General features: G+C 61.3%; 19 protein-coding genes. 10 read left to right on the top strand and 9 right to left on the bottom strand.

From position 1 onward, the window contains the following. Positions 1–21 precede the first annotated feature (21 nt). On the bottom strand, positions 22–648 hold the full coding sequence (locus P0Y58_20035) for a LysE family translocator (GenBank protein WEK29184.1): 627 nt from the start codon (positions 646–648) through the stop codon (positions 22–24). Positions 649–650: 2 nt separating this feature from the next. Then, positions 651–1439, bottom strand: coding sequence for a YqcI/YcgG family protein (locus P0Y58_20030; protein WEK29183.1), 789 nt, complete (start codon positions 1437–1439; stop codon positions 651–653). 159 nt (positions 1440–1598) lie between these two features. On the opposite strand from P0Y58_20030, the gene P0Y58_20025 reads away from it, so the two are divergent. Beyond that, the gene (locus P0Y58_20025; protein WEK29182.1) at positions 1599–2519 is read left to right on the top strand and encodes a LysR substrate-binding domain-containing protein; all 921 of its coding nucleotides are present in this window, start codon (positions 1599–1601) and stop codon (positions 2517–2519) included. Here P0Y58_20025 and P0Y58_20020 read toward each other — a convergent pair. Beyond that, complete coding sequence (locus P0Y58_20020; protein WEK29181.1) at positions 2500–3396, bottom strand: LysR family transcriptional regulator; 897 nt, start codon at positions 3394–3396, stop codon at positions 2500–2502. The two genes, P0Y58_20025 and P0Y58_20020, sit on opposite strands and share 20 nt — an antisense overlap. A 118-nt stretch (positions 3397–3514) precedes the next feature. On the opposite strand from P0Y58_20020, the gene P0Y58_20015 reads away from it, so the two are divergent. The 5 genes from P0Y58_20015 (at position 3515) to P0Y58_19995 (ending at position 17107) form a co-directional block, all read left to right on the top strand. After that, positions 3515–4705 carry an MFS transporter gene (locus tag P0Y58_20015; protein ID WEK29180.1) on the top strand — a complete coding sequence of 397 codons (1191 nt, stop codon included), beginning with the start codon at positions 3515–3517 and terminating at the stop codon, positions 4703–4705. A 34-nt stretch (positions 4706–4739) separates the two neighbouring features. After that, a complete protein-coding gene (locus P0Y58_20010) occupies positions 4740–7100 on the top strand; it encodes a DNA polymerase II (protein ID WEK29179.1) in 2361 nt (786 codons plus the stop codon). 85 nt (positions 7101–7185) lie between these two features. Next, the gene (locus tag P0Y58_20005; protein WEK29178.1) at positions 7186–11673 is read left to right on the top strand and encodes an NEL-type E3 ubiquitin ligase domain-containing protein; all 4488 of its coding nucleotides are present in this window, start codon (positions 7186–7188) and stop codon (positions 11671–11673) included. Between the two features lie 88 nt (positions 11674–11761). After that, positions 11762–16327, top strand: a complete 4566-nt coding sequence (locus P0Y58_20000) for an NEL-type E3 ubiquitin ligase domain-containing protein (protein WEK29177.1) — start codon at positions 11762–11764, stop codon at positions 16325–16327. 213 nt (positions 16328–16540) lie between these two features. Then, the gene (locus tag P0Y58_19995) at positions 16541–17107 is read left to right on the top strand and encodes a DUF4174 domain-containing protein (GenBank protein ID WEK29176.1); all 567 of its coding nucleotides are present in this window, start codon (positions 16541–16543) and stop codon (positions 17105–17107) included. Positions 17108–17131: 24 nt separating this feature from the next. On the opposite strand, the gene P0Y58_19990 is transcribed toward P0Y58_19995, so the two are convergent. The 5 genes from P0Y58_19990 to P0Y58_19970 all read right to left on the bottom strand — a co-directional run bounded on the left by P0Y58_19990 (position 17132) and on the right by P0Y58_19970 (position 21368). Then, positions 17132–17620 (bottom strand): DoxX family protein, encoded by a 489-nt coding sequence (locus P0Y58_19990; GenBank protein WEK29175.1) that lies wholly within the window; start codon positions 17618–17620, stop codon positions 17132–17134. A 107-nt stretch (positions 17621–17727) separates the two neighbouring features. Continuing rightward, positions 17728–19014 (bottom strand): HAMP domain-containing sensor histidine kinase, encoded by a 1287-nt coding sequence (locus tag P0Y58_19985; GenBank protein WEK29174.1) that lies wholly within the window; start codon positions 19012–19014, stop codon positions 17728–17730. Then, positions 19011–19751, bottom strand: a complete 741-nt coding sequence (locus P0Y58_19980) for a response regulator (protein WEK29173.1) — start codon at positions 19749–19751, stop codon at positions 19011–19013. Before P0Y58_19980 ends, P0Y58_19985 begins: the two co-directional genes overlap by 4 nt. A gap of 520 nt (positions 19752–20271) precedes the next feature. Next, complete coding sequence (locus P0Y58_19975) at positions 20272–20748, bottom strand: nuclear transport factor 2 family protein (protein WEK29172.1); 477 nt, start codon at positions 20746–20748, stop codon at positions 20272–20274. Positions 20749–20801: 53 nt separating this feature from the next. Next, positions 20802–21368 (bottom strand): TetR family transcriptional regulator, encoded by a 567-nt coding sequence (locus P0Y58_19970; protein WEK29171.1) that lies wholly within the window; start codon positions 21366–21368, stop codon positions 20802–20804. A gap of 162 nt (positions 21369–21530) precedes the next feature. Between P0Y58_19970 and P0Y58_19965 the strand changes: the two genes are divergently transcribed. Together P0Y58_19965 and P0Y58_19960 are read left to right on the top strand one after the other, a co-directional pair. Beyond that, positions 21531–21953: a hypothetical protein gene (locus P0Y58_19965; GenBank protein ID WEK29170.1), complete on the top strand. Its 423-nt coding sequence runs from the start codon at positions 21531–21533 to the stop codon at positions 21951–21953. A 782-nt stretch (positions 21954–22735) separates the two neighbouring features. Beyond that, positions 22736–23386, top strand: a complete 651-nt coding sequence (locus P0Y58_19960; protein WEK29169.1) for a hypothetical protein — start codon at positions 22736–22738, stop codon at positions 23384–23386. A gap of 118 nt (positions 23387–23504) precedes the next feature. Here P0Y58_19960 and P0Y58_19955 read toward each other — a convergent pair whose 3' ends face one another. After that, on the bottom strand, positions 23505–24035 hold the full coding sequence (locus P0Y58_19955) for a glyoxalase superfamily protein (protein WEK29168.1): 531 nt from the start codon (positions 24033–24035) through the stop codon (positions 23505–23507). Positions 24036–24477: 442 nt separating this feature from the next. Between P0Y58_19955 and P0Y58_19950 the strand changes: the two genes are divergently transcribed. Both P0Y58_19950 and P0Y58_19945 read left to right on the top strand, forming a co-directional pair. Continuing rightward, positions 24478–24753, top strand: coding sequence for a DUF2790 domain-containing protein (locus tag P0Y58_19950; GenBank protein ID WEK29167.1), 276 nt, complete (start codon positions 24478–24480; stop codon positions 24751–24753). Between the two features lie 10 nt (positions 24754–24763). Continuing rightward, positions 24764–25279 (top strand): thioredoxin family protein, encoded by a 516-nt coding sequence (locus P0Y58_19945; protein ID WEK33366.1) that lies wholly within the window; start codon positions 24764–24766, stop codon positions 25277–25279. Positions 25280–25320 lie beyond the last annotated feature (41 nt).

Raw genomic sequence — 25320 nt, 5'->3', positions numbered from 1 at the left:
AACGGGTACTGCGCATCAGGTTCAGGCCGCCAGTTCGTTGAGGTTGTACAGCAGGCCGCCGGCGGCGATCAGCAGCAGGGCGACGCCCGAAGCCAGGCTGATCACGCGGTTGCTGCGCTGCGAGGCGATCTTGCCGATGGCGAAGATGTACAGGCTGAGCACGGCGAAATCGATGGCCACCCACAGCAGCGACAGCACCACCATGCTTTTACCGAACGACTCGGTGATCTGAATGAACTGCGGGAAGAAAGCGATGAAGAAAATGATGTCCTTGGGGTTGGAAATACCCACCATGAAGCCTTGCAGCAGCCCGCCACGCGCGGCCTTGGGCGCCTCGCTCGCCGCTTCCGGGGTCGGCGCCTGCAGGGCGTCCCTTAGCGTGCCCACGGCGATGTAGCCGATGAACAGGCAGCCCAGCAGGCTCATGGTGCTGAGCCATGCCTTGTCGATGGCGGCGCTGGTGAGGATGATCCAGGCGGCTGCGCCGATCAGCACCAGCGAGGCCCAGTTGGTGCCAACGGCGGTGAACATGGCCTTGCGCGAGCCGGAGGCAGCCGCAGTGTTGACGATCAACGCCACCACCGGGCCGGGGGTGGCGATGAGCAGCAGGACGGTGAGGGCATAGGTGGCGGTGAGTGCGGTATTCACGGTCAGTTCTCGATCAGTAAGTCGGGTGTCGCAGGGTGTGCGGCATGGGCGTGGAACGGGCAGCGTGACGGGTTGAGCGAGCCTGCCTCCTGCAGTTGGTACTGCTTCCATTCGTAGTTGTCGGTATCGCCGAAAAAGCCAAGGGTGTCGGGCATCACGCCGTCGTTGTAGTGGTGCACGCGCTCGCGAATGCGCTCACGGATTCGCTTGCCGCTCTCGGTGTTGGCGTTGGCCACTTCGTCGAAGTTCGCACGTGGATTGATGACAAAGGTGATGTGATGCCCCAGGTTGCGGCTTTTCATCTGTTGGTGGCCGGGGAAGTTCATGTTGATGAACAAGGGCATGCCGGCATAGCAGAACGACCAGCCGTTGTCGTCAGGGTCGGTCGGGATACCCTGCGGCCATGGGTGCGGGTCGCGCGCATGCACGCCACGCAGCACCTTCCAGGCCAGTGCCTGCTGCTCGGCCAGGGTGTATTCGGCGGCAGTTTCGAGAAAAACCACCAGTGGGCTGCCGATGCGCTGCTTGGGTGTGATCGGGGCGACGGTGCACACGTAGTCGGCCAGGCCCTGGGCGATGTCATCGGCCAGTTGTTCGGCGCGGGCGAAGAGTATGTGGCAGGTTTCGCCGTTTACCGCCTTGCGGCCGAACAGGCAAGGGAAGTCGGGGTTGGCGAGGATACTGCGAAAGTGTTCTATTGTTTTGAACGTCCAGTGTTGCGTGTTGCATCCATGTTCAACGGCCTGCTCTAGCGCATCCAGGCGATAGCAATTTCCATATCCCGTAAACATGATTTCCCCAGGCGTTAATTAAGTGAACGTTCTAGTCATATGCAGGCAGGATCTTGGTTATGTTTATTATTTACCTGCATTTTCCGAGACGCTCTCGACGTTGTAAAACGCGTGGAACTGTGACCTACTATTAGTCTTATTCATGCTCGGGACGTCGCCATGTCGGAACGGATTCAGGCCTTGCACGCCCTGCGTGCCTTCGAGGTGGCCTCTCGCTATGGCTCTTTTACCCGTGCGGCAGAAGAGCTGGCCCTGACCCAGGGGGCGGTTAGCCATCACATCAAGACCCTGGAAGCCCTGTTTGGCTGCGACCTGTTCGAACGGCGTGGTCCGAAACTGAGCCTGACCGAGCACGGGCGCCTGCTGGCGCAAGAGCTGAAAGTTGGCTTCAAGATCATCGAAAATGCTTGCGCATTGCTGCGCCAGGATCGCTACGGCCTGCGCCTGAAGGCGCCGTCCACGCTTACCGTGCGCTGGTTGTTGCGGGCACTGGATGCGTTCAAGAAAGCCGAGGACAACTGCAGTGTGCAGCTGTCCAGCGTGTGGATGGACATCGACAGCGTGGACTTCTATTCCGAGCCCTACGACTGCGCCATTCTATTGGCCAGCGGGCGTTTCCCCGCCGATATCGAGAGTTTCAAGCTGTTCGATGAATGGCTGATCCCGGTGTGTCACCCGGATTACATGCCCCAGGCTCAACCGGCCCTGGCCGACCTGGCCCACTGCGAGTTCCTGCACCCGTCACCCGACAGGCGAGACTGGCGGCGCTGGCTGGCGCGGATGGACGCATTGGAAATCAGCATCGACCAGGGGCAAGTGTTCGATACCCTCGACCAGGGCATTTCGGCAGCCCAGCAAGGCCTGGGTATTTCGGTGGTTGACCTGGTGCTGGCCAGTGCCGATCTGCAGGCGGGGCGCCTGACCACGCCGTTCAAGCATGCAGTGGCCACCGGTGACGGTTACTACATGACCTGGCTCAAGGCCAGCCCCAAAGCGCGACAGATGCACAAGCTGCGCGACTTCCTGCAGGGCCAGGTGCCACCGCTGGCCTACAAGGACATCAACTACCTGTACGGTTGAATACCCGCTCAAGCATGAAATCGATGAACACCCGCAGCTTCGGTGGCATATGCCGCCCGGACGGCCACAGCAGATAGAAACTGCCTCGCTGCTCCATGAAGGTGTCGAGTACGCTGACCAGAGAGCCGTTGCCCAATTCGGGACGCACATTGAAGTCCGGCAGGCAGGTGATGCCACGGTTGTTCAAGGCAAAGCAGACGCGTGTCTCGACGTGGTTGCACACCATCGAGATGGGAATGTCGTAGGCGTGTTCGGGGTGCTCCTGGCGCAGCGGCCAGGTTTCCAGCTTGCCATTGCTGGGGAAGCGGTAATGCAGGCAGGTATGCCCCGCCAGGTCGCGTGGGTGCAGGGGCGTGCTGCGTTCGCGCAGGTACTCGGGCGAGGCCACCAGGCGGTGCTGAAAGTGCCCCAGGAACTTGGCGTTGAGCCGCGAATCCACCGGCTGCCCGCCGCGCATCACCACATCAAAGCCTTCGCCGACGATATCCACGATACGGTCGGAAAAGTCCAGGTCCAGCTCCACCTGCGGGTACAGCGCCATGAACTCGGCAAGCGCCGGCATCACCAGCCTGGTGACTTGCGGCATGCTCACGCGCAGGCGGCCGCTCGGGGTTTGGCTGGCCTGCGACAGCTCCTGCTCGGTGGCCTCGATTTCGGCCAGGATGCGCCGGCTGCGCTCAAGGAACAGCGTACCCTCGGCGGTCAGGGTGATGCTGCGCGTGCTGCGGTGGAACAGGCGCACACCCAGGCGGCTTTCCAGGCGCGCCACGCGTTTGCCCACGGCCGAGGCACTGATGCCCAGCGACTGGCCGGCGGCGACGAAGCTGCGGGTTTCGGCCACCCGATTGAAGACCACGAAGCCGCTGAGGCTGTCCATGCTGCATTCCTGATTGCGGACATGAATGTCCTGGGTGAGCGGTATTGTAACCGTCTTTTTCCGCAGTACCTTTGCCTTGCAGACTGTGCACCTTGTTTTCCTGCTCAAGGTTTTTGCAATGTCCCAGACATCTTCCCCTCCGTTGCTGGACGCCAGCAGCGAACGTCTGCCCTTCAGCGGGCTGCTGGCGCTGGCCATGACCGGTTTTATCGCCATCCTCAGCGAAACCCTGCCGGCGGGTTTGCTCGACCAGATTGCCGACGGCATGCACATCAGCCAGGCCATGGCCGGGCAATGGGTCACCGCCTATGCGCTGGGCTCGCTAATGACGGCAATTCCGCTGGTGACCCTGACCCAGGGCTGGTATCGCCGTCGCGCGTTGCTGCTGGCGATCATTGGCTTTGTACTGTTTAACGGGCTGACTGCCTTGTCGACATCCAACAGCCTGACCTTGGTGCTGCGCTTTTTCACCGGCGCTGCCGCGGGGCTGGCCTGGGGTCTGATCGCTGGCCATGCCCGCCGTATGGTGCCGGTGGCGCAGCAGGGCCGGGCCATGGCGTTGGCCATGCTCGGGCAGCCGATTGCGTTGTCGCTCGGGCTGCCCATTGCCACCTGGCTGGGCGCGGGGCTGGGCTGGCGTGCAACGTTTGTAGTGGTCACTTTGGTGGCGTTGCTGCTGGTGGTGTGGGTACTGCGCTCGGTGCCGGAGTACCCGGGCCATGTCGCCGGCAAGCGCCCGGCGGCCATGCAGGTGCTGCGCACGCCGGGGGTGTTGATCGTGCTGCTGGTGATCCTGAGCTGGATTCTTGGCCACAACATTCTCTACACCTACATTGTGCCGCTGCTGGCGGCGGCTGGCATGGCTGCGGACATTGGTCCGGTGTTGATGGTGTTTGGCCTGTCGGCCCTGGCCGGCATCGGCCTGGTGGGGATGCTGGTCGACCGCCATCTGCGCACGTTGGTGTTGCTGAGCCTGGCCGGTTTTGCCTTGGCCACACTGGCATTGGGGCAGGCGTCGTCGTGGTGGATGTACCTGAGCATTGCCCTGTGGGGCTTGACCTACGGTGGTGCACCCACCTTGTTGCAGACGGCCTGTGCCGATGCGGCGGGCGAAGGAGGGGATGTGGCGCAATCGATGCTGGTGACGGTATGGAACAGCGCTATTGCCTTGGGCGGAATCGTGGGTGGCGTGTTGCTCGTGGGTGGCGGGACCGGCGCCTTTGCCGGGGTTGTGTTGGCATTGATCGCGGTGGCCTTGTTGCTGGCCTGGACCGCGCGCAGAAGTGGCTTCGTGGCGGGGGCACGCTAGCGTAGAATTGCGGTTTTCAGCAGAGGTCGACGCAGTGGAGTTGCAGCAGGGTTTTGTGCTGACCCGTCATTGGCATGACACGCCCGAAGGCACCTGCGTGGAGTTCTGGCTGGCAACCGACCAGGGTCCACGGCAGCTACGCCTGGCGCCGCAGGTTTCGGTGGCGTTCATCCCGCAGGCGCATGAGGCGCATGCGCGGGTGTTGCTGGCCAACGAGTCCGGCGTCGAGCTGCGGCCACTGCGCCTTAAAGACTTCGATCAGCGCCCGGTGCTGGGGTTGTACTGCCAACAGCACCGGCAACTGATGCAACTGGAGCAACGCCTGCGCACGGCGGGTGTCGAGGTGTTCGAAGCGGATATCCGCCCGCCCGAACGCTACCTGATGGAGCGCTTCATCACGGCCCCTGTACAGTTCACCGGCCAACCCGATACCCAGGGCGTGCTCTGCGATGCGCAGCTCAAGCCTTCGCCAGGTTATCGCCCGCCGCTGCGCCTGGTGTCGCTGGACATCGAAACCAGCGAGCGCGGCGAGTTGTACAGCATCGCCCTTGAAGGTTGTGGCCAGCGCCAGGTGTATATGCTAGGCCCGGCCAACGGCACCGCCGACGGCCTCGATTTCGACCTGCACTACTGCGCCGACCGCGCCGCGCTGCTGGCCTGCCTCAACCAGTGGATGGCCGAGCATGACCCGGATGCAATCATCGGCTGGAACCTGGTGCAGTTCGACCTGCGCCTTTTGCATGAGCACGCCAAAGCGCTGCAGGTGCCGCTGGCGTTGGGGCGTAAAGGTGCCCTGATGACAGTGCGTAGCCATGCCGGCGGCGGCCACGTGTTCGCTGATGCCCCGGGGCGGCTGTTGATCGACGGTATCGAGGCGCTGCGCTCGGCTACCTGGAGCTTCCCGTCGTTCAGCCTCGAGAGCGTGGCCCAGACGTTGCTCGGTGAGGGCAAAGCCATCGACACGCCTTACCAGCGCATGGACGAGATCAACCGGCGCTTCGCCGAGGACAAACCGGCCTTGGCGCGATACAACCTCAAGGACTGTGAGCTGGTTACGCGCATCTTTGCCCACACCCGCCTGCTCGAGTTTCTCCTGGAGCGGTCTTCGGTCACCGGCCTGGCGGTAGACCGCAGCGGCGGGTCGGTCGCCGCGTTTTGCCACTTGTACATACCGCAGATGCACCGGATGGGCTTTGTTGCCCCCAACCTCGGTAGCCGCCCCGACGAAGCCAGCCCCGGTGGCTTCGTCATGGATTCGCGCCCTGGCCTGTACGACTCGGTGCTGGTGCTTGATTACAAGAGCCTGTACCCGTCGATCATTCGCACCTTCCTGATCGACCCGGTGGGGTTGGTGGAGGGCTTGCGTGTGCCCGATGACGAGCATTCAGTGGAAGGCTTTCGCGGCGGGCGCTTTTCACGAAGCCAGCATTGCCTCCCGGCTATCGTCGAGCGGGTGTGGCAGGGCAGGGAGGCCGCCAAGCGTGACGGCAATGCGGCGTTGTCGCAGGCACTGAAAATCATCATGAACGCGTTCTACGGTGTGCTGGGCTCAAGCGGCTGCCGTTTCTTCGACCCGCGCCTGGCGTCGTCGATCACCATGCGTGGTCACCAGATCATGCGCCAGACCCGTGCGCTGATCGAAGCCAGGGGCTTCGAGGTCATCTATGGTGATACCGACTCGACTTTTGTATGGCTCAAAGGTGCCCATGACGAAGCGGCTGCAGCGCAGATTGGCCGTGACCTCGTAACCCAGGTCAACCAGTGGTGGCGTGCGCACCTGGGCGAGACGATGAACCTGGAAAGTGCACTGGAATTGCAGTTCGAGGTGCATTATCGGCGTTTCCTGATGCCGACCATCCGTGGCACCGATGAGGGCAGCAAGAAGCGCTATGCCGGGTTGGTGCAGCGTGCCGACGGCAGCGAGGAAATGGTCTACAAGGGCCTGGAAGCAGTGCGCACCGACTGGTCGCCGCTGGCCAGACAGTTCCAGCAGGAACTCTACACGCGGGTGTTTCTTGGCCAACCCTACCGCGAGTATGTCTGTGAGTATGTACGGCGGACGCTGGCGGGCGAACAGGATGCACTTCTGGTCTATCGCAAGCGCTTGCGCCGCCCGCTGGCCGAGTACCAGCGTAACGTTCCCCCACACGTGCGGGCCGCACGCCTGGCGGATGCCTACAACAGACAAATGGGTCGTCCGCAGCAATACCAGAACGGTGGCTGGATCAGCTATGTGATGACCACCTCCGGGCCCGAACCGTTGGAGAACATGCAGTCGGCTGTTGATCACGAACATTATCTGAGCCGCCAGTTGCAACCGGTAGCCGATGCCATTCTGCCTTTTGTAGGTGATGATTTTGCGGCATTGACCGACCGGCAATTGCTGTTGTTCTGAGCCGGTGGTAGCCAGCTACCGGCCACACCCATGCCGGGCACTCTAGTTTCACGGCTCCGTATCCGCATCCGGAGCCACACAAATCATGACCGTCACCACGCCGCCAGTCGTTCGCAATGACCCGCTCGCGGTCGAGCAGGCTTATCAGGATGGCCTGATCGCCGACAGGCTACCTGCCTGGATGCGTCAGGCCGATACGGCACGCATGACACTGCTGTGCAATGCGCTGCAGAGCAGCGTGGCAGCACGCCAGCGTTTGTCCGCAGAACTTGCCCGCCTGCAAGGCATCGATGAGTTCGTGGGTACTCGCTTGCAAGCTGCACTTGGCGAGCGTTTCGGGCTGACCGAAGGGTTCGGCAAACTGCAGTTCATCGAGTCGTTCGAGAAACCCTTGGTCGGCTATGCCCCCGTGCGTGTACCGCTGACAGTGCCCGAGTATTACCCGATACCGTTACTGGAAGCCGCGTTGCACAACTTCACCGCTGACCAGGCCAGGGGCAAAGGCCAACCCCCTGGTCACTGCCTGCGCGATGGCACAGCAACCTGCCTGGCCCGACCCAGTGCTGTCCAGTTTGCTGCCCTGTGCCGTGAACTGGACTTGGGCAAGGCCTACCAGCAGTACCTGCAGGACGCTCTGGCGCCTTGCGCTGAACCGTTGTTGACAGTGGTGACTCAGCGCATGCTGTTTGATGCCCTCAAAGCCAGGCTTGAGGGTGTGCTTGATGAGGCCGAGTTGCAGATGGTGATCGGGCTTTGCCGGGATGGCAGGCCAGGGCGCCTGCAGGGCAACCGGGTGATTGCCAAGCAGTTGCAAGTACTCGGCTGTCAGCTCCAGCAAATCGTCGTGCTCGATGTCCGCGATGAACGCCTGGCGCCGCTTTTTACGTCTTCCCGGCGTGTGCTGGTGTACATCCCCGGCGATCCAATGGGGCCGTGGAGCCACCATGACAGCCTGGCGACGTTTGCCCGCAAGGTGCTCGGCCAGCGTTTGCGAGAGGGTGATTACCAGACCTTCTTCCAGCGCTTCGTGCTGCGCCGGGACAGCCAGCGCTTTTTCTCCCAGGTGATCAACGGGTACCACGACCTGGCGATATGGGCCAATATCGACCTTGATGAGCGCATGCAAGCTTACGAGGAGCCGCTGTTCTTCAACCTGACAGCCGCGGGTCTGGCTCAGATCAAGCTCGACGCTGCGAGCATCGCCATGCCAGTCAATCAGCTGGACCGCAAATTACAGGCTGAGAACCAGCAATGGCTCGTCATGCAAGCCTGGACGTTGCTGGGCATTGCAGGGTTGTTCGTAACAACGATCGGGGTTGGGCTGCTGGCCGTCACCGCATTCGAGCTGTTGGAGGAGGTGTATCGCGCAATTGAAGCGTGGCGTGAAGACGATGTAAACGCAGCCGCGGAGCATTTCAGACATGTCGCCCTCGGGGTGGCCAGTGTGGCCGCTGTGGGGGCGGGCGCGGCCTTGGTACACCGTGCCTGGAAAGGTGCGGCACCGGTGGATGCAATGGTCTCGACGCAACTGGAAGATGGCAGCACCTGCTTGTGGGATGCCGACATCACGGCATTTCGCAGTGATGCGCCGCCAAACGCTGCCACCCGGGATGCGCAGGGCGTCTACCGTCTCGCTGATCAGACGTGGATCGAGATGGATGGGCACCATTACCCTGTCCACTTTCGGCAAAGCGATCAGCGATGGTACCTGCAAACGTTGCGCGGGCACGCCCCCCTGTTGCATCACAATGGCGCCGGGGCCTGGCGGCTGGCCTGTGAACAACCGGCGCAATGGGACGACACCCACCGCATGTTTCGCCGGTTGGGTGGCAGCTTCGCCAGCCTGAGCGATCAAAGCATCGATCAGGTGCTTGCCATACATGAACTGGGTGCTGACCAGTTGCGCGCCTGGCATGTGCGCGACAGAGTCCCCGACGCCACGGTTGTCGACACTGTGATGCGCCTGCAACTGGCTAGCCGCATCGAGCGCCTGGCCGACCGCTTGCGGGCGGGCCAGAGCGCGACAGACGTGCCGGTCCTGCAGCATCTGCGCTTGCTGGACGGTGCTGAGGGGCTGGAGGGCGAGGCGTTGGGGGCGTTTGCCTGGGAACAACGGCGGCGGTTGTTCGAGCAAATGTACGACAGCATGCAAGACTCCGACAGCAGTGCCGTCGCCATCTTGCGTCGGCTGTTCCCCAGCGTGCACCCGCGTGCTGCCCAGGCATTGGTGCAGCAGGCCAGTGCTGCCGATCGAGAACGCCTCTCGAGCACCGGACGGGTGCCGTTGCGGCTTGCTGAAGCGGCGCACGCAACTGCCCGGCGCATTCGCTTGGCACGGGTGTTCGAGGCGCTGCAGTTCGATACTCCCCAGACGCTGGACCTGGCCCGGGTCGTGCTGGAGATGGTTCGCCACTTGCCGGCCTACCGCACCTTGCACGAGCTCGATGCCCGTGGCATGGAAGGCTTGGCGCAAGGCCGCGGCAGAATGAGCCTGGTGCACCTCAATGGGCGTTTTGCCGTGCTGGCCGGGAACGGGCAGATGCTGCACGAACCTGGGGAACTGTTTCAGGTGCTGGCTGATACCTGCGACCCTGCCCAACACGAAGGCATGCAGCCGGGCTCAACCTTCGTGGCACAGATGCGCCAGGCCGTGCAGCGTGTGGCGCAACAGTACCGCGCAGACGTTGAACGGCTGTTGCTAGTCGACACCCGCAATACCTGGTTCAATCCACCCCGGCAGCTCACGGATGATCGCCTCGGTTACCCCCTGAGTGGGCGAGGCAGCGGGCAACCACGCCGACTGTCGCGGGCGCTTCAGGCTCGCCTGCGTAAACTCTACCCGGAATATACCGATGCCCAACTGCGCAGCTGGATAGGCCAGGCGCCGTCATCGCTGACGGCGATCGAACAACTGCTGGCACGGCTGGAAGGGCAGCTCGCTGACCTCAACAGGCAGCTACGAACCTGGGTACACCAGGCCACGGATCGCGATCAACGGGAAAACCGCCGGTTCTTTCGGCAAGCTTTACGTGATTGCTGGCAACGACGCTCAGACGGCCCGCAACATTCAGTGGTGTTCAATCGTGATTACCGCTGGAGCGTTTATGGCGCCAGGCCGGGTAATCTGCCCGAATTGCCCGCCACGGTTCGCTTCGAGCACGTCTTCGTACTGTCGTTACGGGGCATGCAGGTAGCGCAGATGCCCGAAAGCTTCCTGGCGGCCTTCCCCAACCTGCGGGTTCTCGAATTGCCAGGCAATCGTTTGCAACGTGTGCCGCAGGCACTGATGCAGATGCCTTACCTGCAGTGCCTTGACCTGTTCGATAACCACATCACTCTCGACCCAGGACAATCGACGGTCCTGGCGAGCTGCGAGCGCCTGTCGTACCTCAATCTGTCGCACAACCCACTGGGTAGGCTGTTTTCACTGACTGGGCTGACACGCCTGAGCGAGTTGTACTTGTGTGGAACACGGGTTGCGCAATTGCCCAACGGCCTGCTTGAGCATGCGGCGCTGCGGCGGGTGGATTTGCGCGACAACCTGATGACCGCGCTACCGGAGCATTTCTACCAGTCGCGAATCTGGCGTGAGGGCGATGTCCGGCTGCGGGGTAATCCGTTGACGGAAGCGGAGCAGGCCCGTTTCAGCCAGGCCTTTCGTGCTGCACTGACGCCTGTGGAACCTGCAGCCGTGGTCACGACACGCTTGCGTTGGCTCGATGCGGTTTCTGCGCAGCAGCGCGGAGAAATGGGGGCTTGCTGGGATGAGCTTGAATACCTCGATGGAAGCGCAGATTTTTTCCACCTGCTCGGCCAGTTGCTGCATACCGCCGATTTCCAGCACAGCACCGGCGCCCGCTACCTGGCGCACCGGGTGCTTGGCATGTTGCAGGCTATGCGCAGCGACGTTGGCTTGCGTGCGGAGCTGTTCGGCAATGCCAATCAATTGACCTGCCGGGACAGCGCGGCCTTGCGCTTCACCGATCTGGAGTTGCGCCTGATGGCCTGGCACGCCCAGGCCGATGCACTGCGCGGCGACCGACAACATGCTCTGTTGCGTCTGGGGCGCCAGCTATGGCGGTTGGAGCAAGTCGACCGGATTGCGCTCGAAGATATCCAGGCACGGCTGGTCACCGACCCACAACTGGACCAGCTTGAAGTACTGCTGGGGTATCGGCTGGCACTCAGGGATGCTCTGGAACTGCCAGTACGTACCAACAGCATGACGTTCGTGCGCCTGGCAGGCGTACAACAGCCGCAGGTGGTACGGGCTACGGCACAGGTGCTCGGCGCCGAAACCGGCCAGGCGCTGGCCGAGTCACTGATTGACCGTGACTTCTGGCAAACGCACCTGATCCAGGTGTCCGCTGCCCGTATCGATGCCTTGAACGAGCCCTACCATGCCCGGCTTGAGGCACTGCAGGAGCAGCGAGGGCGCCCCGAAGGCGAGCGGATAGATCAGATGAATGCGTTGATGCATGAGCGCCAGGCAGCCGAACGCGAGTTGCTGCTGCAACTTACGCTCGAGGCGCTGGACGCCGGTGACCCGCAAGCAGGCGCCCCGGCGCGCTGAGCCTGACTGGGCCGGGCGAGACATAACTAGCACCGCAGGCCAGAGCATGATGCCTACCCTCAGGTCCCCCTTTGGCGGAGATCAGACGATGCTCGACCCTACCAGAAGCCCTACGCCACAACAGCCCGGTGTGGCGGCAGACGAAATGTTCCACGACGCGCTGATTCGCCAGCGCCTGCCTGCCTGGCTGGGCCTGGCCACTGTCCGGCAGTTGCAGCAGCTCACGCAAGCCATGACGCTCAGCCTCTATTTTCGCCAGCGCACGAATGATGTGTTGCAACGCATCGAGCCGCTGGATCAGTTCACCCGGGCGCGGCTGCAAAAGGACCTGCAGCAACGTCTGGGTGTCAACATCGATGTGGGAAAATGGACGATGCGGGTGGGTACCCGCGAACCGGTGATCGGCTCGCAACCGGTAGGCTGGCACCTCAGCCAGGCCCGGTATGCGCAAATTCCGTTGCTGGAGGCGGCGTTGCGCAACTTCACGCCCGAGCAAGCCAGCGCCGAGGGCCAACCGCCGGGTAACTGCCTGCTTGCGCCGCATGGCGAAACGGTGCAGTTGCCCAGTGCCACGCTGTTCGCTGACTGGTGCCGTAGCCTGGACCTGGGCAAGTCGTACCAGGCGCATCTGCGCCAGGTACTGGAGTTACCGGAGGGGGCAGACACCTCGCAGCCGGCATTCGCCTCGGTGCTGGGCCGCTCATTGCGTTATGCCATACGGGTCGATGCCCATGCAGCATGGATCAAGGGTGATATCAGCGAGGCGGAACACAGTCTGCTGGCCGACCTGTGCGCGCTGCGTGGGCGGTTGTGCCTTGATGGTCGTCCGGTGATTGCCAAACGCCTGGAGTTGCTCGGCTGCGACCTGCAACAGATCGTCGTGCTGGATGTGCGTGATGAACGCCTGAGCCCGTTGATAACCACCACGCATCGGGTGCTTGTGCATATCCCAGGCGACCCCCACTACCCTTGGCGCGCCTACCCGAGCCTGCGTCACTTTGCCAATGCATTGGGCAAAAACCTGCGCACGGTTCCCTATCAACGCTTCTTCAGCCGTTTCGTCCGGCGCCGGGACAGCCAACGCTTCTTCACTGCGGTGGCCGAAGGCTATGCCAACGTGTCGGACCTTGCCAACATCGCCCTCGATGAGCATATGCATGCCTATCCCGGAGCGCTGTTCGACAGCCTGGCTGGCTTGCGCATCACGCAGATCAAGGATGATGCCGCAATGATTGCCGTGCCCACTGCCAGCCTCGATGCACAGGTACAGCGCGCACACGATCAGCGACTTGAGGCAGAGGGCTGGGCTCTGCTCAACCTGGCAGGCATGTTCGTGCCGATTATCGGTCTCGGCTTGCTGGCCGTCACCGCCTGGGAACTGCTGGGCGAGGTTTACCACGGTATCGAGGCGTGGCATGAGGGTGATACCAGCGAAGCCCTGGATCACCTGCTGAGTGTTGCCAGCGATGTTGCGATGATGGCGGCGATTGCGGCAGGTGCCAGCCTGACGCGCAACCTGTGGTCACGCTCCGCGGTGGTCGACAGCCTGGTACCCGCCCGCCTGGAGGATGGCAGCGTGCGTTTGTGGAAGCAGGACCTGGCGCCGTTTCGCAGCACTGCGCCACCGGCCGGCGCGTTGCAGGCTGAGGGCAATATCCATCGCCTTGGCGATCAGGCCTGGGTGTGGATGGACGGTCACTACTACCCGGTGGTCGTGGAGGCTGATGGCCGCCAGGTGCGCCTGCGCCCGTTCGCCGGGCACGCGCCATCACTACTGGACAATGGCGCCGGGGCATGGCGGCTGTGGAGCGAGCAACCCGGGCAATGGCAACCGTCAGGTTACCTGCTGCGCCGCTTGGGTGAGCGTTTTGCGCTGTTCGATGATGACCAACTCGACCTGCTGCAACTTGCCCAGGGTCTGCACGACGACCAGCTTCGCGCAATGCTGGTTCATGGGCAGTCGCCATCAGCTGCCTTGCTCGATACCGCGCAACGCATCAGCCTTGAACAGCGTGTGCGCACAGCCATTGCCGATCTGCGCGCAGGTATACGTGGCGACATTGAACTGCTGCAGCATATCGACGCATTTCCAGGCGCCTCGCAGTTGCACGACTCGGCCTTGGCAGAGCTGGCCTGGAGCAGGCGTCGATCATTGTTCTCCCGTGTTTACGCAGCAGCGCAGCCCGCTGAATCGATGGGGCAGCACACCCTGTGCCGGCAGTTTTCCCGGTTGCCAGCCAATGTCGCGGCCGAGTTGCTAAGGACTGCGACCGTGCCCGAGCGCATGTCGCTGGAGCAGCAGGGGCGAGTAGGGCTGCGCCTGGCAGAGGCAGCCAGGGCCGCGACCCATGAGGTGCGTGTGGCCCGCGTGTTCGAAGCACTCCATCTGGACACGCCGCAGAACGCCGACCTCGCGCGCACTGCCCTCGGTTTGGCGAGGTATCTGCCAGGGGCAGCCAGCGGGCCTCGGGTGCAATTGTTCGAAGGGACACTGCAAGGGCCGCTACTGTTTGGAGAGGCGCCATCAGCCGCTGATTTTGCGCTGGTCCACCTTGCTGGCGATTTCCAATTGTACGATGCCCGCGGAGTCGAAGTGGGTCTACCGGGGGAGCTGTTCGATGTATTGGCAGGGGCTTATGACCAAAGGCAGCGCGACACCCTGGCGGTTAGCGAGCCATTTGCGCACAACCTTCGTGTGCTGCTGGGGCGTGAAGCAGCGCAACGGCGTAACGAGGTAGAGCATATTCTGGGGCGGCCTGTTCAGACCGGCTGGTTTCGGATGCCGCACCGATTACCAGGCAATCGCCTTGGATATCCCTTGAGTGGTCGCAGTCCTGGCGCAAGCGCCTGGCGCGGGCGCCCGCAGGCCTTGTATGCCATGGTGCGGGCGCTTTACCCGGCTTTTACCGATGCCGAAGTGCTCGCCTGGTTGCATGAGGTGCAAAGGGAGGGGCTTGATGCCGGGCAGGAGCTCGCCAGGCTTGGCCAGCAACTCGAAACCCTTGATAGCACTTTGCACAACTGGGTGCGTATGGGCACCAGTTCCGCTCAACGGGCCGAGCGCAGGTACCTGCGCGAGACGCTGGTCAACTGCTGGCAGCGCCGGGCCGCACGCGGGGCCCACGAGCCCGGCGTGCCAACGGGCTATCGCTTGAGCATATGGTCGGTGAACCTTGAGAACCTGCCGGAGCTACCGGCAACGATCAGTTTCTCGTTCGTGCATGAACTGTCGATGATGGGGCTTGGGCTTCGTGCAGTGGATGCCGGGTTCTTGCGGGCATTCCCCAGTCTGCGAGTGCTTGAATTGTCCAATAACGCGCTGACGCGTTTGCCGTCCGGGCTGGAGCGGCTGGCCAACCTGCGCGAACTGGACCTGTATGGCAACCACATCACGCTGGACACCCGGCAGGCCATGACGCTGGCCAATCAGGTAACGCTGCGGTACTTGAACCTGTCCCATAACCCGCTCGGGCGTGTGTTCCCGCTTTTTCGCCTGGACCGCGTCAGCCGTTTGCACCTGCGCGGTACCGGTATCACTGAATTCCCACCGGCGCTGCTTGATCGGCTGGACCTGACAATCGCCGACTTGCGCGACAACCAACTGACAGAATTGCCGTCGCGGCTGTTCCAGGCACCCTCCAGGATTGGCAGCAGCATCCTCTTGCAGGGCAATCCGCTCAGTGCGCAGTCTGCACGCCGCCTGCAGGCCTATCAACAAGCCGTGGGCGCTCCGCTGCAGACTGACGTGGCGCAGTCCACGGTTTCGTTGCGCCAGCGCTGGCTGGATGCTGCCGACAGTGAATTGCGGCCCCAGCAATCCTCGGCCTGGGACGAACTGGAAGCCGAGGAGGGGGGCGAGGCATTCTTCCGGATATTGCAGCGCCTACCGGAAACAGCGGACTTCCGAGACCGGCGCCAGGCGCTGGCAAACCGCTTGTTCGCCATGCTGATGGCCATGCGTGAGCAGGCCACGTTGCGCGCCGATCTGTTCCTTCACGCGCGGGAAAACCTGACCTGCCAGGACAGTGTGGCACTGTGTTTCAGTAACATGGAAGTACGCATGCTGGTCTGGCGTGCGCGGGTGGATGCGGGTACTGGTGGCCAGGAACGCGCGTTGTTGCAACTTGGGCGGCAGTTGTGGCGGTTGGACCAGGTGGATCGGATTGCAGTCGACGACATCCGGGTACGCCGGGCACAGGGGGCAGACCCGGATGAAATCGAAATCGGCCTTGCCTATCGGTTGGCGTTGCGCGAGGCGCTCGACCTGCCGGGCCAGCCTGGCGATATGCTGTTCGATGAAGTTGCCGGGCTTGATGAGCAGCGTGTATTGGCGGCACTGGCGCAGGTCCGGCGGGCCGAAACCAACGAGGCACTGGCTCGCGCATTGGTTGCCCAGGACTTCTGGCAAACACATCTTGAGCACGTTGAGTGCACGGCCTTCGACCGGCTCGATGCACCGTTCCACCAGCGTCTCGAAGCCCTGATGGAGGACCAGTCGGTTGCCGAAGGCGAACGGCTGCAGCGCATCGACCAGCTCCACCGTGAGCGGCAACTGGCCAGGACAGGGTTGATGTCGAGGTTGACCCTTGCCCGGCTCGAGCTCGTGCCAGAGCAGGTTGAGCCCTCAGTCAGCCCTTCCGGTTCATCGTCCTGAACGGGGCTGCAAAGCCTGACCTTGCCGCCTCAACGCCGCGGACCTGCGCTATGCTCAAGTTGTATCAGGCATGGCGCAGGGGCGTCGGGAGCCCGGCAATGGCAAGTTACCTTTCGCCCTAACACCCCAGTGCCTGGTTGGTTTAGGCTCGCACGTCGGATCTTTCCGAGTTGTTCGTAGTCTTTGTTTTATGCTCAAGTCAAGGAGATGCGCATGCTTGCCCGGTCACTGACCCTCGCCACCCTGCTCGTCGTAGCTTCCCCGCTGTTTGCCGCCGACAGCGATGCGCCGCTGGCCAAGGAACTGGGGAAGGCCCGGCCATTGGTGGTCATCGCGCCCAGCAGTGCCGACCCCACCTTGCGCGGGTTGAACAAGGCGCTTGAAGACCCGGCTACCCAGGCCGCCTTCAAGGAGCGCAACCTGGTGCTGTACAGCGTTGCCAACATGATGGGCATGCGCGAAGACAAGAACCTCGAACAGCAGACCACCATGGCCCTGATCCGTGAACTGAAACTGGGTGCGAGCAAGGGCACCAAGGTGATACTGGTGGGCAAGGACGGTGAGCGGCACATGCTCAAGGATGACGACAGTGGCGGAGCCATAGACCCGCAGGTAATCCTCAAGGCTGTCGATGAACTGCCCGCCAGCGAAAAGGCCGTGGCTGCACCTGAGCCGGTGGCAGCGGCAGCGGCAGCGGAAACCAAAGCCAAAGACAGCAAACCCGCCAAGCCGGTCAAACCGGCCAAGCCTGCAGCACCACCAAAGCCGCTGGAAGACTGACCTGCAGCAATGGCCCCGGCGACATCACCTGTAGAACCGCACCCTCAGCCAGTGATCCAGGCTCAGTCGCCCGGCCCCCTTGAGCAGCAACGGTAGCAGCGCCACCAGGTAGATCAGCGGCAGTTTATAGTTGCCAAAGCCGTGGTCGGTAATCGCATACCCTTGCGCCAGTTCAGCCAGGCTCGACCAGTGCGCGGGCCAGTGCACGGCAGCAATCGCCACCATGGTCACTACCATCAGGCCCAAAGATGCCAGGCGGGTACCCAGCCCGAGCACAAGCAACAACGGCAGTATCAGCTCCGCCCACATCGAAAGCTGCCAGTTCAGCCCGGCGGGCAGCAGGTTGAAAGGGAACGGGAAGCTGGTTTGCAGGTCGGCGAACCAGTTGTTGCCGTTGAGTTTCTCCAGCCCTGATTCAAAAAACTCCCAGGCCAGGAACAGCCGCAAAGGCAGGTCGGCACTCCAGGTGCCGAATTGGTCGAACGTATTCAAAGTATGGGTGAGTGTTTTCATCAAGAGGGCTCCCGGGTTGTGGTTAAGTGGCCGGGAGTGTGTGGGTGGGAGTTATCTGCAGTGTGTCGGGGTGGGTGGGGTTGTGTATCGGTTTGTACTGATGCCTGTCAGGCCAGCTCTATTTGTGCGCAGAGCCCGCCACTGTCGCGGTTGCTGAGGGTCAGTCGGCCGCCCATGGCCTGGATCAATTGATGGGCAATGGCCAGCCCGAGCCCGGTGCCGCCGGTGCTGCGGTTGCGCGACCCTTCCACCCGGTAGAATGGCTTGAGTACTTCGCCCAGTTCGTCACCGGGAATTCCTGGCCCGTTATCGAGTACACGGATTACGGTCATGCCGCCCTCGCGGCCCACCTCCAGCTCGGCGGCGCCGGCAAACTTGAGGGCGTTGTCCACCAGGTTCACCAGCACTCGGCGCAAGGCATGCGGGCGGGTTTCCAGCAGGCTGCCGGTGCTGCCATGGCGCGCCACCTGGGCGCCGCTGTCCTGGTAGTCGAACACCAGGCTGTCGAGGAAGGCATCAAGGTTGACCCTGCACGGCGCTTCAGTGCTGGTGTCCATGCTGCGGGCGTACGCTACGCCTTCGCGCACCAGGTGCTCCATCTCGCCCAGGTCGCTGAACAGTTTGTCCTTCTCGACTCCTTCGTCCATCACCTCGACACGCAGCTTCATGCGTGTAATCGGCGTTTGCAGGTCGTGAGAGATGGCTGCCAGCAACTGCATGCGCTCCTTCAGGTGGGCGCTAATGCGTGCCTGCAGGGCATTGAAGGCCACGGCGGCGTAGCGCACCTCGCGGGGGCCGCTTTCATCCAGTTGCACGCCGGGTTTGTCCGGGTCGAGGTTGTCCACGGCGCGGGCCAGGCGGGTGAGCGGGCCTATGGCCAGGTGCACTGCCAACCAGGTGCACAGCAACAATACGGCCAGTTGGACCAGCAGCACCATGGGCAGCCAGCGGGCCACCGGGACCGGCGATGGGGTGACGTCGATGGTCAGCGGTGCACCGTCAGCCAGGCGAAGGTGCGCCTGGAAGTGGGCATTCGGGCCGGGGATGTCCTGGAAGGTCAGGCGGTAGTCGCTGCCGATGGCTTTTACGATCGACTCGGCAGCCATGGGCGGGTCGCTGCCGGGCATCGCCTCGCCGGTCAGACCGTGGTCGAGGCGGTAGCGGTAGGTACGCCGTTCCAGGCGCGGCAGCCAGGCGGCACGTTCGGCTGCGGGCAGGCGGTCGAGGATGGCCACCGAAGTGGCAACGTCCTGCTCCAGGTTACTGAGCATCATCGAGCGGCTGCTGATGTAGCGCTCGTAGGCCTGCAGGCCAAATGACAAACCGTAGGCCAGCACCAGGCCGGTGAAGAAGATCAGTGCCATGCGCGCGGCCAGGGTGCGTGGCCATTTCATGATGGCGACTCAAGCAGTTGTACCGGCAACGAGAACACATAGCCTTCGCTGCGCACGGTCTTGATGCAGCTGGGTTCGCGGGCATCGTCACCCAAGCGCTGGCGCAGGCGGCTGACCAGCAGGTCGATGGAGCGGTCGAAGATATCGGCTTCTCGGCCCTGGGTAAGGTTCAGCAATTGCTCGCGGCTGAGCACCCGCTGCGGGTGATCGAGAAACACCCGCAACAGGCGGTACTCGGCACCACTCAGGGCCACGAGAGTACCTTCGCTGTCCAGCAGGTGCCGTGCGGTGGTATCCAGACGCCATTGGCCGAAGCGAAGCAGGCGGTTGCTTTCGCTGATGGTGAGGTTGGGTGGCAGCATGCGCGTGCGGCGCAACACGGCATTGATCCGGGCGAGCAGTTCGCGGGCCGAGAACGGCTTGGTGAGGTAGTCGTCGGCGCCCATTTCCAGGCCGATGATGCGGTCGGTTTCATCGTTGCGGGCCGTCAGCATCAGCACCGGTGTGTTGCGGTGCTTACCGGCGCGCAGTTCGCGGCACAGCAGCAGGCCATCGTCGCCGGGCATCATGATGTCGAGGACGATCAGGTCGACGCTGTTGGCTTCAAGAAACGCGCGCATCTGCCGGCCGTCAGCGACGATGCTGGTGCGCAGGCCGTTCTTCTTCAGGTAGTTGCCGACCAGTTCGCGGATCTCGCGGTCGTCGTCGACGATCAGGATGTGATCGACGTGTTCCATGCGCTGCGTTCCTGTGCAAGGGGGGATGTCCGCAGTGTATCGAGCCCGTTCGCGTTTGCCTGCGGGGGTTTGTATTGCAGTGTATCCGGCCCACATACAGCAAAGGGATCAAGGCGCTGAATTTAATGGGGTTTGTGTATTTCTCCAGTTTTCGCGCAAAACTGAAATACAAACCCAGGCGAACGCGGAGGCACCCGCCTGGGTAGAGTGCTGCTCGCATCTGTCATAGCAAACCGGGAAATGCAGCGCCAAGCAGGCCTGGATCTTTCAGGATCGATGCACTGCTGGCGATATCCGGGGCCAGGACCGAGGAGAAACTGCCAACGCATAGCATCGTACTGGCGCATGACCAGCGCTATCCGCTGACGCCTTCGGCTGAGGCGTTCAAGGCGTTGGCAGTGGCATGGTTCGCGGAACGGCCGTCGTTTGCATCGGAATGAACAGCGGGTAGGGACAACGCCTGCGGATGGCCAAATAAAAACCTGATCCTTTATCTGAAAAGGATCAGGTTTAGCATGACTTACAGGCCCAGTTCAGTCAGACCTGGGTGATCATCCGGGCGGCGGCCCAGTGGCCAGTGGAACTTACGCTCGCTTTCCTTGATGGGCATGTCGTTGATGCAAGCGAAGCGGCGGTGCATCAAGCCATCTGCTTCAAACTCCCAGTTCTCATTGCCGTAGGAACGGAACCAGTTACCCGAATCGTCGTGCCACTCGTAGGCGTAACGGACAGCGATGCGGTTGTCAGTGAAGGCCCAGAGCTCCTTGATCAGGCGGTAGTCCAGCTCTTTCTTCCACTTGCGAGTGAGGAAGGCCTGGGCTTCTTCGCGATTGGTTGCAAACTCGGCGCGGTTACGCCATTGGGTGTCCAGCGTGTAGGCGAGCGCAATTTTTGCAGGCTCGCGGGTATTCCAGCCATCCTCAGCGAGTCGGACCTTTTCAATCGCCGATTCGCGAGTGAAAGGAGGAAGTGGCGGACGAGCTTGTTCGTTGGACATGGTGGTGCCTCCAAACTTTTGGATGGTGTGTTTGAGTGGGTGTTTCTGGAGCGTTAAGTGCTTACACGCTGTGCTTCTTTGAGTAATAGCTTGGCGATTTCTCTTGCACTATCGACCGCCGTATAATCACCCATTACGCGGGCCACGGTTATCGTGCCCTCTATCAGCACAAACAATTGCCTGGCCAAGGCAGCCGGATCTTTAACACCTAGTTCGTTGGTCAGCTCTAGCGTGAAGTCCAGTAGCTTTTGTTTATGCAATTTTGCGATCTGTCGAACAGGGTCGTCTGCATCGCCAACTTCTCCAGCTGTGTTGATGAAAGCACAGCCTCGGAAACCGTCTGACTCGAACCAGCTTTGAAGTACATCAAAAATGCTGATGATTCGATCTTGCGCAGATTGCGCTTTTTCACATTCGGTTTTGAACCACTGCATCCAGCGTATATCACGTGCATTCAATGCCGCCGCTGCAACATCGTCTTTATTCGCAAAATAGCGATAAATACTTTTACGTGCTACGCCCGAAGTCTTTACCAACAGGTCCATGCCAGTGGCGTGGATCCCGTTTTCGTAAATCAGCTTCTCAGCAGTCGCCAGGATTTTTTCGCGTGTATCGGTCATTGGCTTATCCATGTAGCTAAGGTAGAACGATCGTTCTCCCTGGTCAAGCACCTGTTGAAAAGATTGCAGACTGGGCCGGGCTGTGGAGATACGTTGACGCAAGCTCGCGATCGATTATACAGTTTGTATACAAACTGATTTTGCACACAAGGAAGCACTGCAATGCGGGCAAAGCTTTTCGTCGCTCTTCTGGCCAGCACCCTCGGGTCGCTGGCGTTCGCCGATGCGCCAGGCATCACTTACGCCATCGACAACCCACTGCGTCCCGGTGCCAAGGCCGCCCATTGCCCTGCCCAAGCGCAGGTGATCGATGGCTGCACCTTCCACAGCGTGGCAGGAGATACCTACTCCGCCAGGCTTGCACTGTCGCCCGGTGAAACCTGGGTTGCCAGTACGCCGGACACCGGTACTGTCAAACTCCAGCCGCAAGCGCAAGAAGGCCAGGATTATCAGGTGATACGCGTCATACCAAATCCGGCAACAAACGCCGACACCACTGTCACCTTTGACAGGCTTATCGGGGCGCCCGGCTCTCAGAAAGTCGTTGAGCGTCGCCGTATCAGTGTGATGATTCATCCCGCCTGATCGCAACTGTGGGCGCTGTCACTACAGCGCCCAGCCTCGGTTCATCTCCCGGGGCGGGAGGGTTGAAACGGACGAGCTTCATGATGAGAGTCGCCGATCACCGAGCTGCGCTCCAAACTTCTGGTTTTATCCAGGATCCCGCTGAGCGTCAGCAATGGGACGATAGCGGTTATTCGCGACTGGCCGCTATCGACCCGTTGCGGACGGTCCTTGCGTTGAGATTAGTGTGGTGTGCGGATGTGTCCGCCTTGAAAATTTCAGCGCCTATGCGATCGAGCGCCGCCCGCGCGGCGCATCGCGAGCTGCGCTCGCTCCTACGTTTGTTTCGGGCCAGTAACGCCTGTGACAGGTGCGCGCGACAGCCTTGTCTGTACGACGCGATATTGCGTCATGCGCCAAAGCGGTCGCGCGCAAAAACCCCAGGAATAATTGGCCCGAAACAGACGTAGGAGCGAGCGCAGCTCGCGATGCGCCGCGCGGGCGGCGCTCGATCTGATAGGCGCAGAAGATGTCATGGTGAATGTCCGCAACGGGTCGATAGCTGCCGTTCAGGCCTCGCAGCAATATACCCCTGACAAACAGTCCAGACGACTATAAGCGAAACGATGAATTCAACAGCGAACGCTGGCCATAAGGCCATTCTGCTGAAAAATTTGGTGCGAAGTCGGACTCTTGATACGCAAGGGTGAAAAATGCCTGGGCTTGACCGTCTTGGTAGGTAGTGAGCGGCTCAATGCTTGGTTGAAAGGCGCCGATGTGGCACATGCCTAGGAGGGGCGAATATGCGAGTGAATGGTTTTTTTGTCTTTTTAGTGTTTGCTTCGGGATTAGTACAGGCCGATCTGGAAATACGAAGCCAGTCAGACAATCCACGTCACGCAGAAACGTTGAAGCGGATGCAGGCTGCCGCCGCCGCGCGCCCGCCATCAGAGGTCAGTATTCCAAGCGTGGAGCAGCTGGCCGCCAGCATAGCGTGGTCCAGGCGAACGGGTGGGATTGCAGCAACACCTCCTTCCGTCGAATCGCCATCCAGGTCAGCAATAGAGCAGCTAGGGTGCAATCTTTCCGCCGAGTCGCCATCGGGTGTTGCGCGTAAAGAGGGGGGCCTCAATGGGATCCTGTCGCTCTATGAGTGTGGCACGAGGCAGGTCGCCACTTATGAGTACAGCTACGCAGCTGCGCTTACCCAACGGGTGGTAGTGATAGATACAGACTTCGCAAAAGAGCCCGACCCGCTCAATCCACTGATCAAGACGAACATCATCACCGTGGGGGAGAGAACCATGACCACCCTGCGCTGGCTGAACCGCAAGCACGAGATCAGATACGAGGTATACGCAGACGGCTCGTATGCTGGCGAAACGGTGTTCGAAAAGGATCTGGAAGCAGTACTGAAAGCCACTGCTCTGGTGTTGATCAGGGGTGAGAGTTGAGCGTGTCCCAGAGTGCGGTCCGGCAAATCCCCATTATTAAGGGACGCCCGTTTACTATCAGCTGAGTAAACGGGCGCCTCATTATCGCGATGTGCCGAAGTTCACCTGCTTGCTCAGATCAACTTTGGCAGAAACGGATACGATTCCCGAAAGGGTCGTAGACCTCCAGAATCTTCCCCCAGTCCTGCTCGACGATATCTGGTCGCCCATAGCCATAGCGCTTGGTGAGCAACTCATCCCTGAAGCCTTCAATGTTCAGCATGGGCACAAACAGGGTAGTCCCAGGGCTTGCATCGCCGTGGTGTTCGGATAGGTGGATTTGCAAGCCGCCCCGGTTCAGGCCCAAGTACAGTGGCAGGTCTGCTTCGAAGCGGTGCTCGAACTCGACACTGAAACCGAGGAAGTCGAGATAGAATTCCCGCGCCTTGGTTTCATCGAACATTCGCAGGATGGGGATAACCTTTTCGAGCTTGATGGCCGTGCTGGCCGGCTCATGGGGGAGCATCGCCGAGGCGGTGTTCCAGTCCTTGTACCCCAACTGCTGCGCAACAATTTCTAGCGATGCGCCATGGGAGATTTCGTGGTCATGCCCCACGAGTGAGGTGCGCAAGCTTTTAGCCATGCGCTTGGCGTTTTCAACGGTCGACATGATTCCTCCTGGAGTCGAAGTGTCCTGGTGCTCGCGTTGCCAAACTCCGACTATCAAGAGCGTGACGTAGACCGGTAGAAGAAATGCTTTCACCTTTCCCGAAGGAGCGAGCGGCAGGCAGCATAAGCCCTGCACCAATACTACACAGTCCGTTGAGCAGGCGGTACGGGTTTCAGTCTTCAAAAACAACAGCTGTAACCGCCTGATTCCTTTGTATCCGTTTGTACAAGGGTGGCGTGTTTCGATGCGCAGAATTTGTATTTAATCATCTGTTTTAAATGACTTTTTCTTTCAATCATGCCGCGTCACTGGCGCTGTTGCAGATACAGGAGGAAGCGTATCGCAGCGCCGGCGACACATGCGGGATACCTGGCAGGCGTCAAATGGCTCTCGACCGGGGAACAACACACCCCACCGCCAAGCGTTACACAGGAGAGATGCCATGACCTTCAAGACCTTCGCCAGCGCCAGCCTGTTCGCCGTGCTCAGCTTTGGCGCCATTGTCGCCCAGGCCGCCACCGCCCCCATGGGCGATGCCGGTGCCATGCAGTACCGCTACGGAGAACATCTGGACGTGAAAAAAGTGCTGTCGGTACAGGACGACCAAAGCAACGCCTGCGGCTTGGTGAACACTCGTATGGACTACCTCGATTCCAAAGGCCATCAGCAGAGCGTGCAGTACCGCACTTACGCCACCGGCGGTTGCCATGAGAACTGATCGCCGCCTGATGTTGAAGGTGGGTGGTATTGCTCTGGCCCTGACGGGGCTGGGTTTGGCCGGGCACCTGATGGCCCGTGACAGCTACGGCTCGATGCCGTCGTTGTCGGGGGCCAGCCAATGGATCAACTCGACCCCGCTGGATGGGCCAGCGCTGAAGGGCAAGGTGGTGTTGGTGGACTTCTGGACCTGGGACTGCATCAACTGCCAGCGCAGCCTGCCGCATGTGAACGACTGGGCGCAGCGCTATGCCGACCAGGGACTGGTGGTGGTGGGCGTGCATACGCCGGAGTACGACTACGAGCATGATGTGGGCACCTTGCGCAACAAGGTTGCCAAGCTGGGGATTGGGTACCCGGTTGCCGTGGATAATGACCACAAGGTGTGGAATGCGTGGGGCAACCAGTTCTGGCCGGCGCATTACTTTGTCGACCGTAAAGGGCAGGTGCGCCATGTGCACTTCGGCGAGGGGGATTATGGCGGGCAGGAACAGGTGATTCAGGCATTGCTGGATGAAAAGGGATGAATTACCTGTGCTGGCTTCTTCGCGTGTTTACCCGCGATGAA

Source organism: Candidatus Pseudomonas phytovorans (genome assembly GCA_029202525.1).
In the GTDB taxonomy this organism is placed as follows: Bacteria; Pseudomonadota; Gammaproteobacteria; order Pseudomonadales; family Pseudomonadaceae; genus Aquipseudomonas; species Aquipseudomonas phytovorans.
This window is presented reverse-complemented; position numbering and strand designations above follow the sequence as displayed.

Bases quoted from the DNA above. Each gene is read 5' to 3' on its own strand.
- P0Y58_20030 (WEK29183.1), bottom strand. From the start codon at position 1,439: ATGTTTACGGGATATGGAAATTGCTATCGCCTGGATGCGCTAGAGCAG.
- P0Y58_20025 (WEK29182.1), top strand. From the start codon at position 1,599: ATGTCGGAACGGATTCAGGCCTTGCACGCCCTGCGTGCCTTCGAGGTG.
- P0Y58_20020 (WEK29181.1), bottom strand. From the start codon at position 3,396: ATGGACAGCCTCAGCGGCTTCGTGGTCTTCAATCGGGTGGCCGAAACC.
- P0Y58_20015 (WEK29180.1), top strand. From the start codon at position 3,515: ATGTCCCAGACATCTTCCCCTCCGTTGCTGGACGCCAGCAGCGAACGT.
- P0Y58_20005 (WEK29178.1), top strand. From the start codon at position 7,186: ATGACCGTCACCACGCCGCCAGTCGTTCGCAATGACCCGCTCGCGGTC.
- P0Y58_20000 (WEK29177.1), top strand. From the start codon at position 11,762: ATGCTCGACCCTACCAGAAGCCCTACGCCACAACAGCCCGGTGTGGCG.
- P0Y58_19995 (WEK29176.1), top strand. From the start codon at position 16,541: ATGCTTGCCCGGTCACTGACCCTCGCCACCCTGCTCGTCGTAGCTTCC.
- P0Y58_19990 (WEK29175.1), bottom strand. From the start codon at position 17,620: ATGAAAACACTCACCCATACTTTGAATACGTTCGACCAATTCGGCACC.
- P0Y58_19985 (WEK29174.1), bottom strand. From the start codon at position 19,014: ATGAAATGGCCACGCACCCTGGCCGCGCGCATGGCACTGATCTTCTTC.
- P0Y58_19980 (WEK29173.1), bottom strand. From the start codon at position 19,751: ATGGAACACGTCGATCACATCCTGATCGTCGACGACGACCGCGAGATC.
- P0Y58_19975 (WEK29172.1), bottom strand. From the start codon at position 20,748: ATGTCCAACGAACAAGCTCGTCCGCCACTTCCTCCTTTCACTCGCGAA.
- P0Y58_19970 (WEK29171.1), bottom strand. From the start codon at position 21,368: ATGACCGATACACGCGAAAAAATCCTGGCGACTGCTGAGAAGCTGATT.
- P0Y58_19965 (WEK29170.1), top strand. From the start codon at position 21,531: ATGCGGGCAAAGCTTTTCGTCGCTCTTCTGGCCAGCACCCTCGGGTCG.
- P0Y58_19960 (WEK29169.1), top strand. From the start codon at position 22,736: ATGCGAGTGAATGGTTTTTTTGTCTTTTTAGTGTTTGCTTCGGGATTA.
- P0Y58_19955 (WEK29168.1), bottom strand. From the start codon at position 24,035: ATGTCGACCGTTGAAAACGCCAAGCGCATGGCTAAAAGCTTGCGCACC.
- P0Y58_19950 (WEK29167.1), top strand. From the start codon at position 24,478: ATGACCTTCAAGACCTTCGCCAGCGCCAGCCTGTTCGCCGTGCTCAGC.
- P0Y58_19945 (WEK33366.1), top strand. From the start codon at position 24,764: ATGTTGAAGGTGGGTGGTATTGCTCTGGCCCTGACGGGGCTGGGTTTG.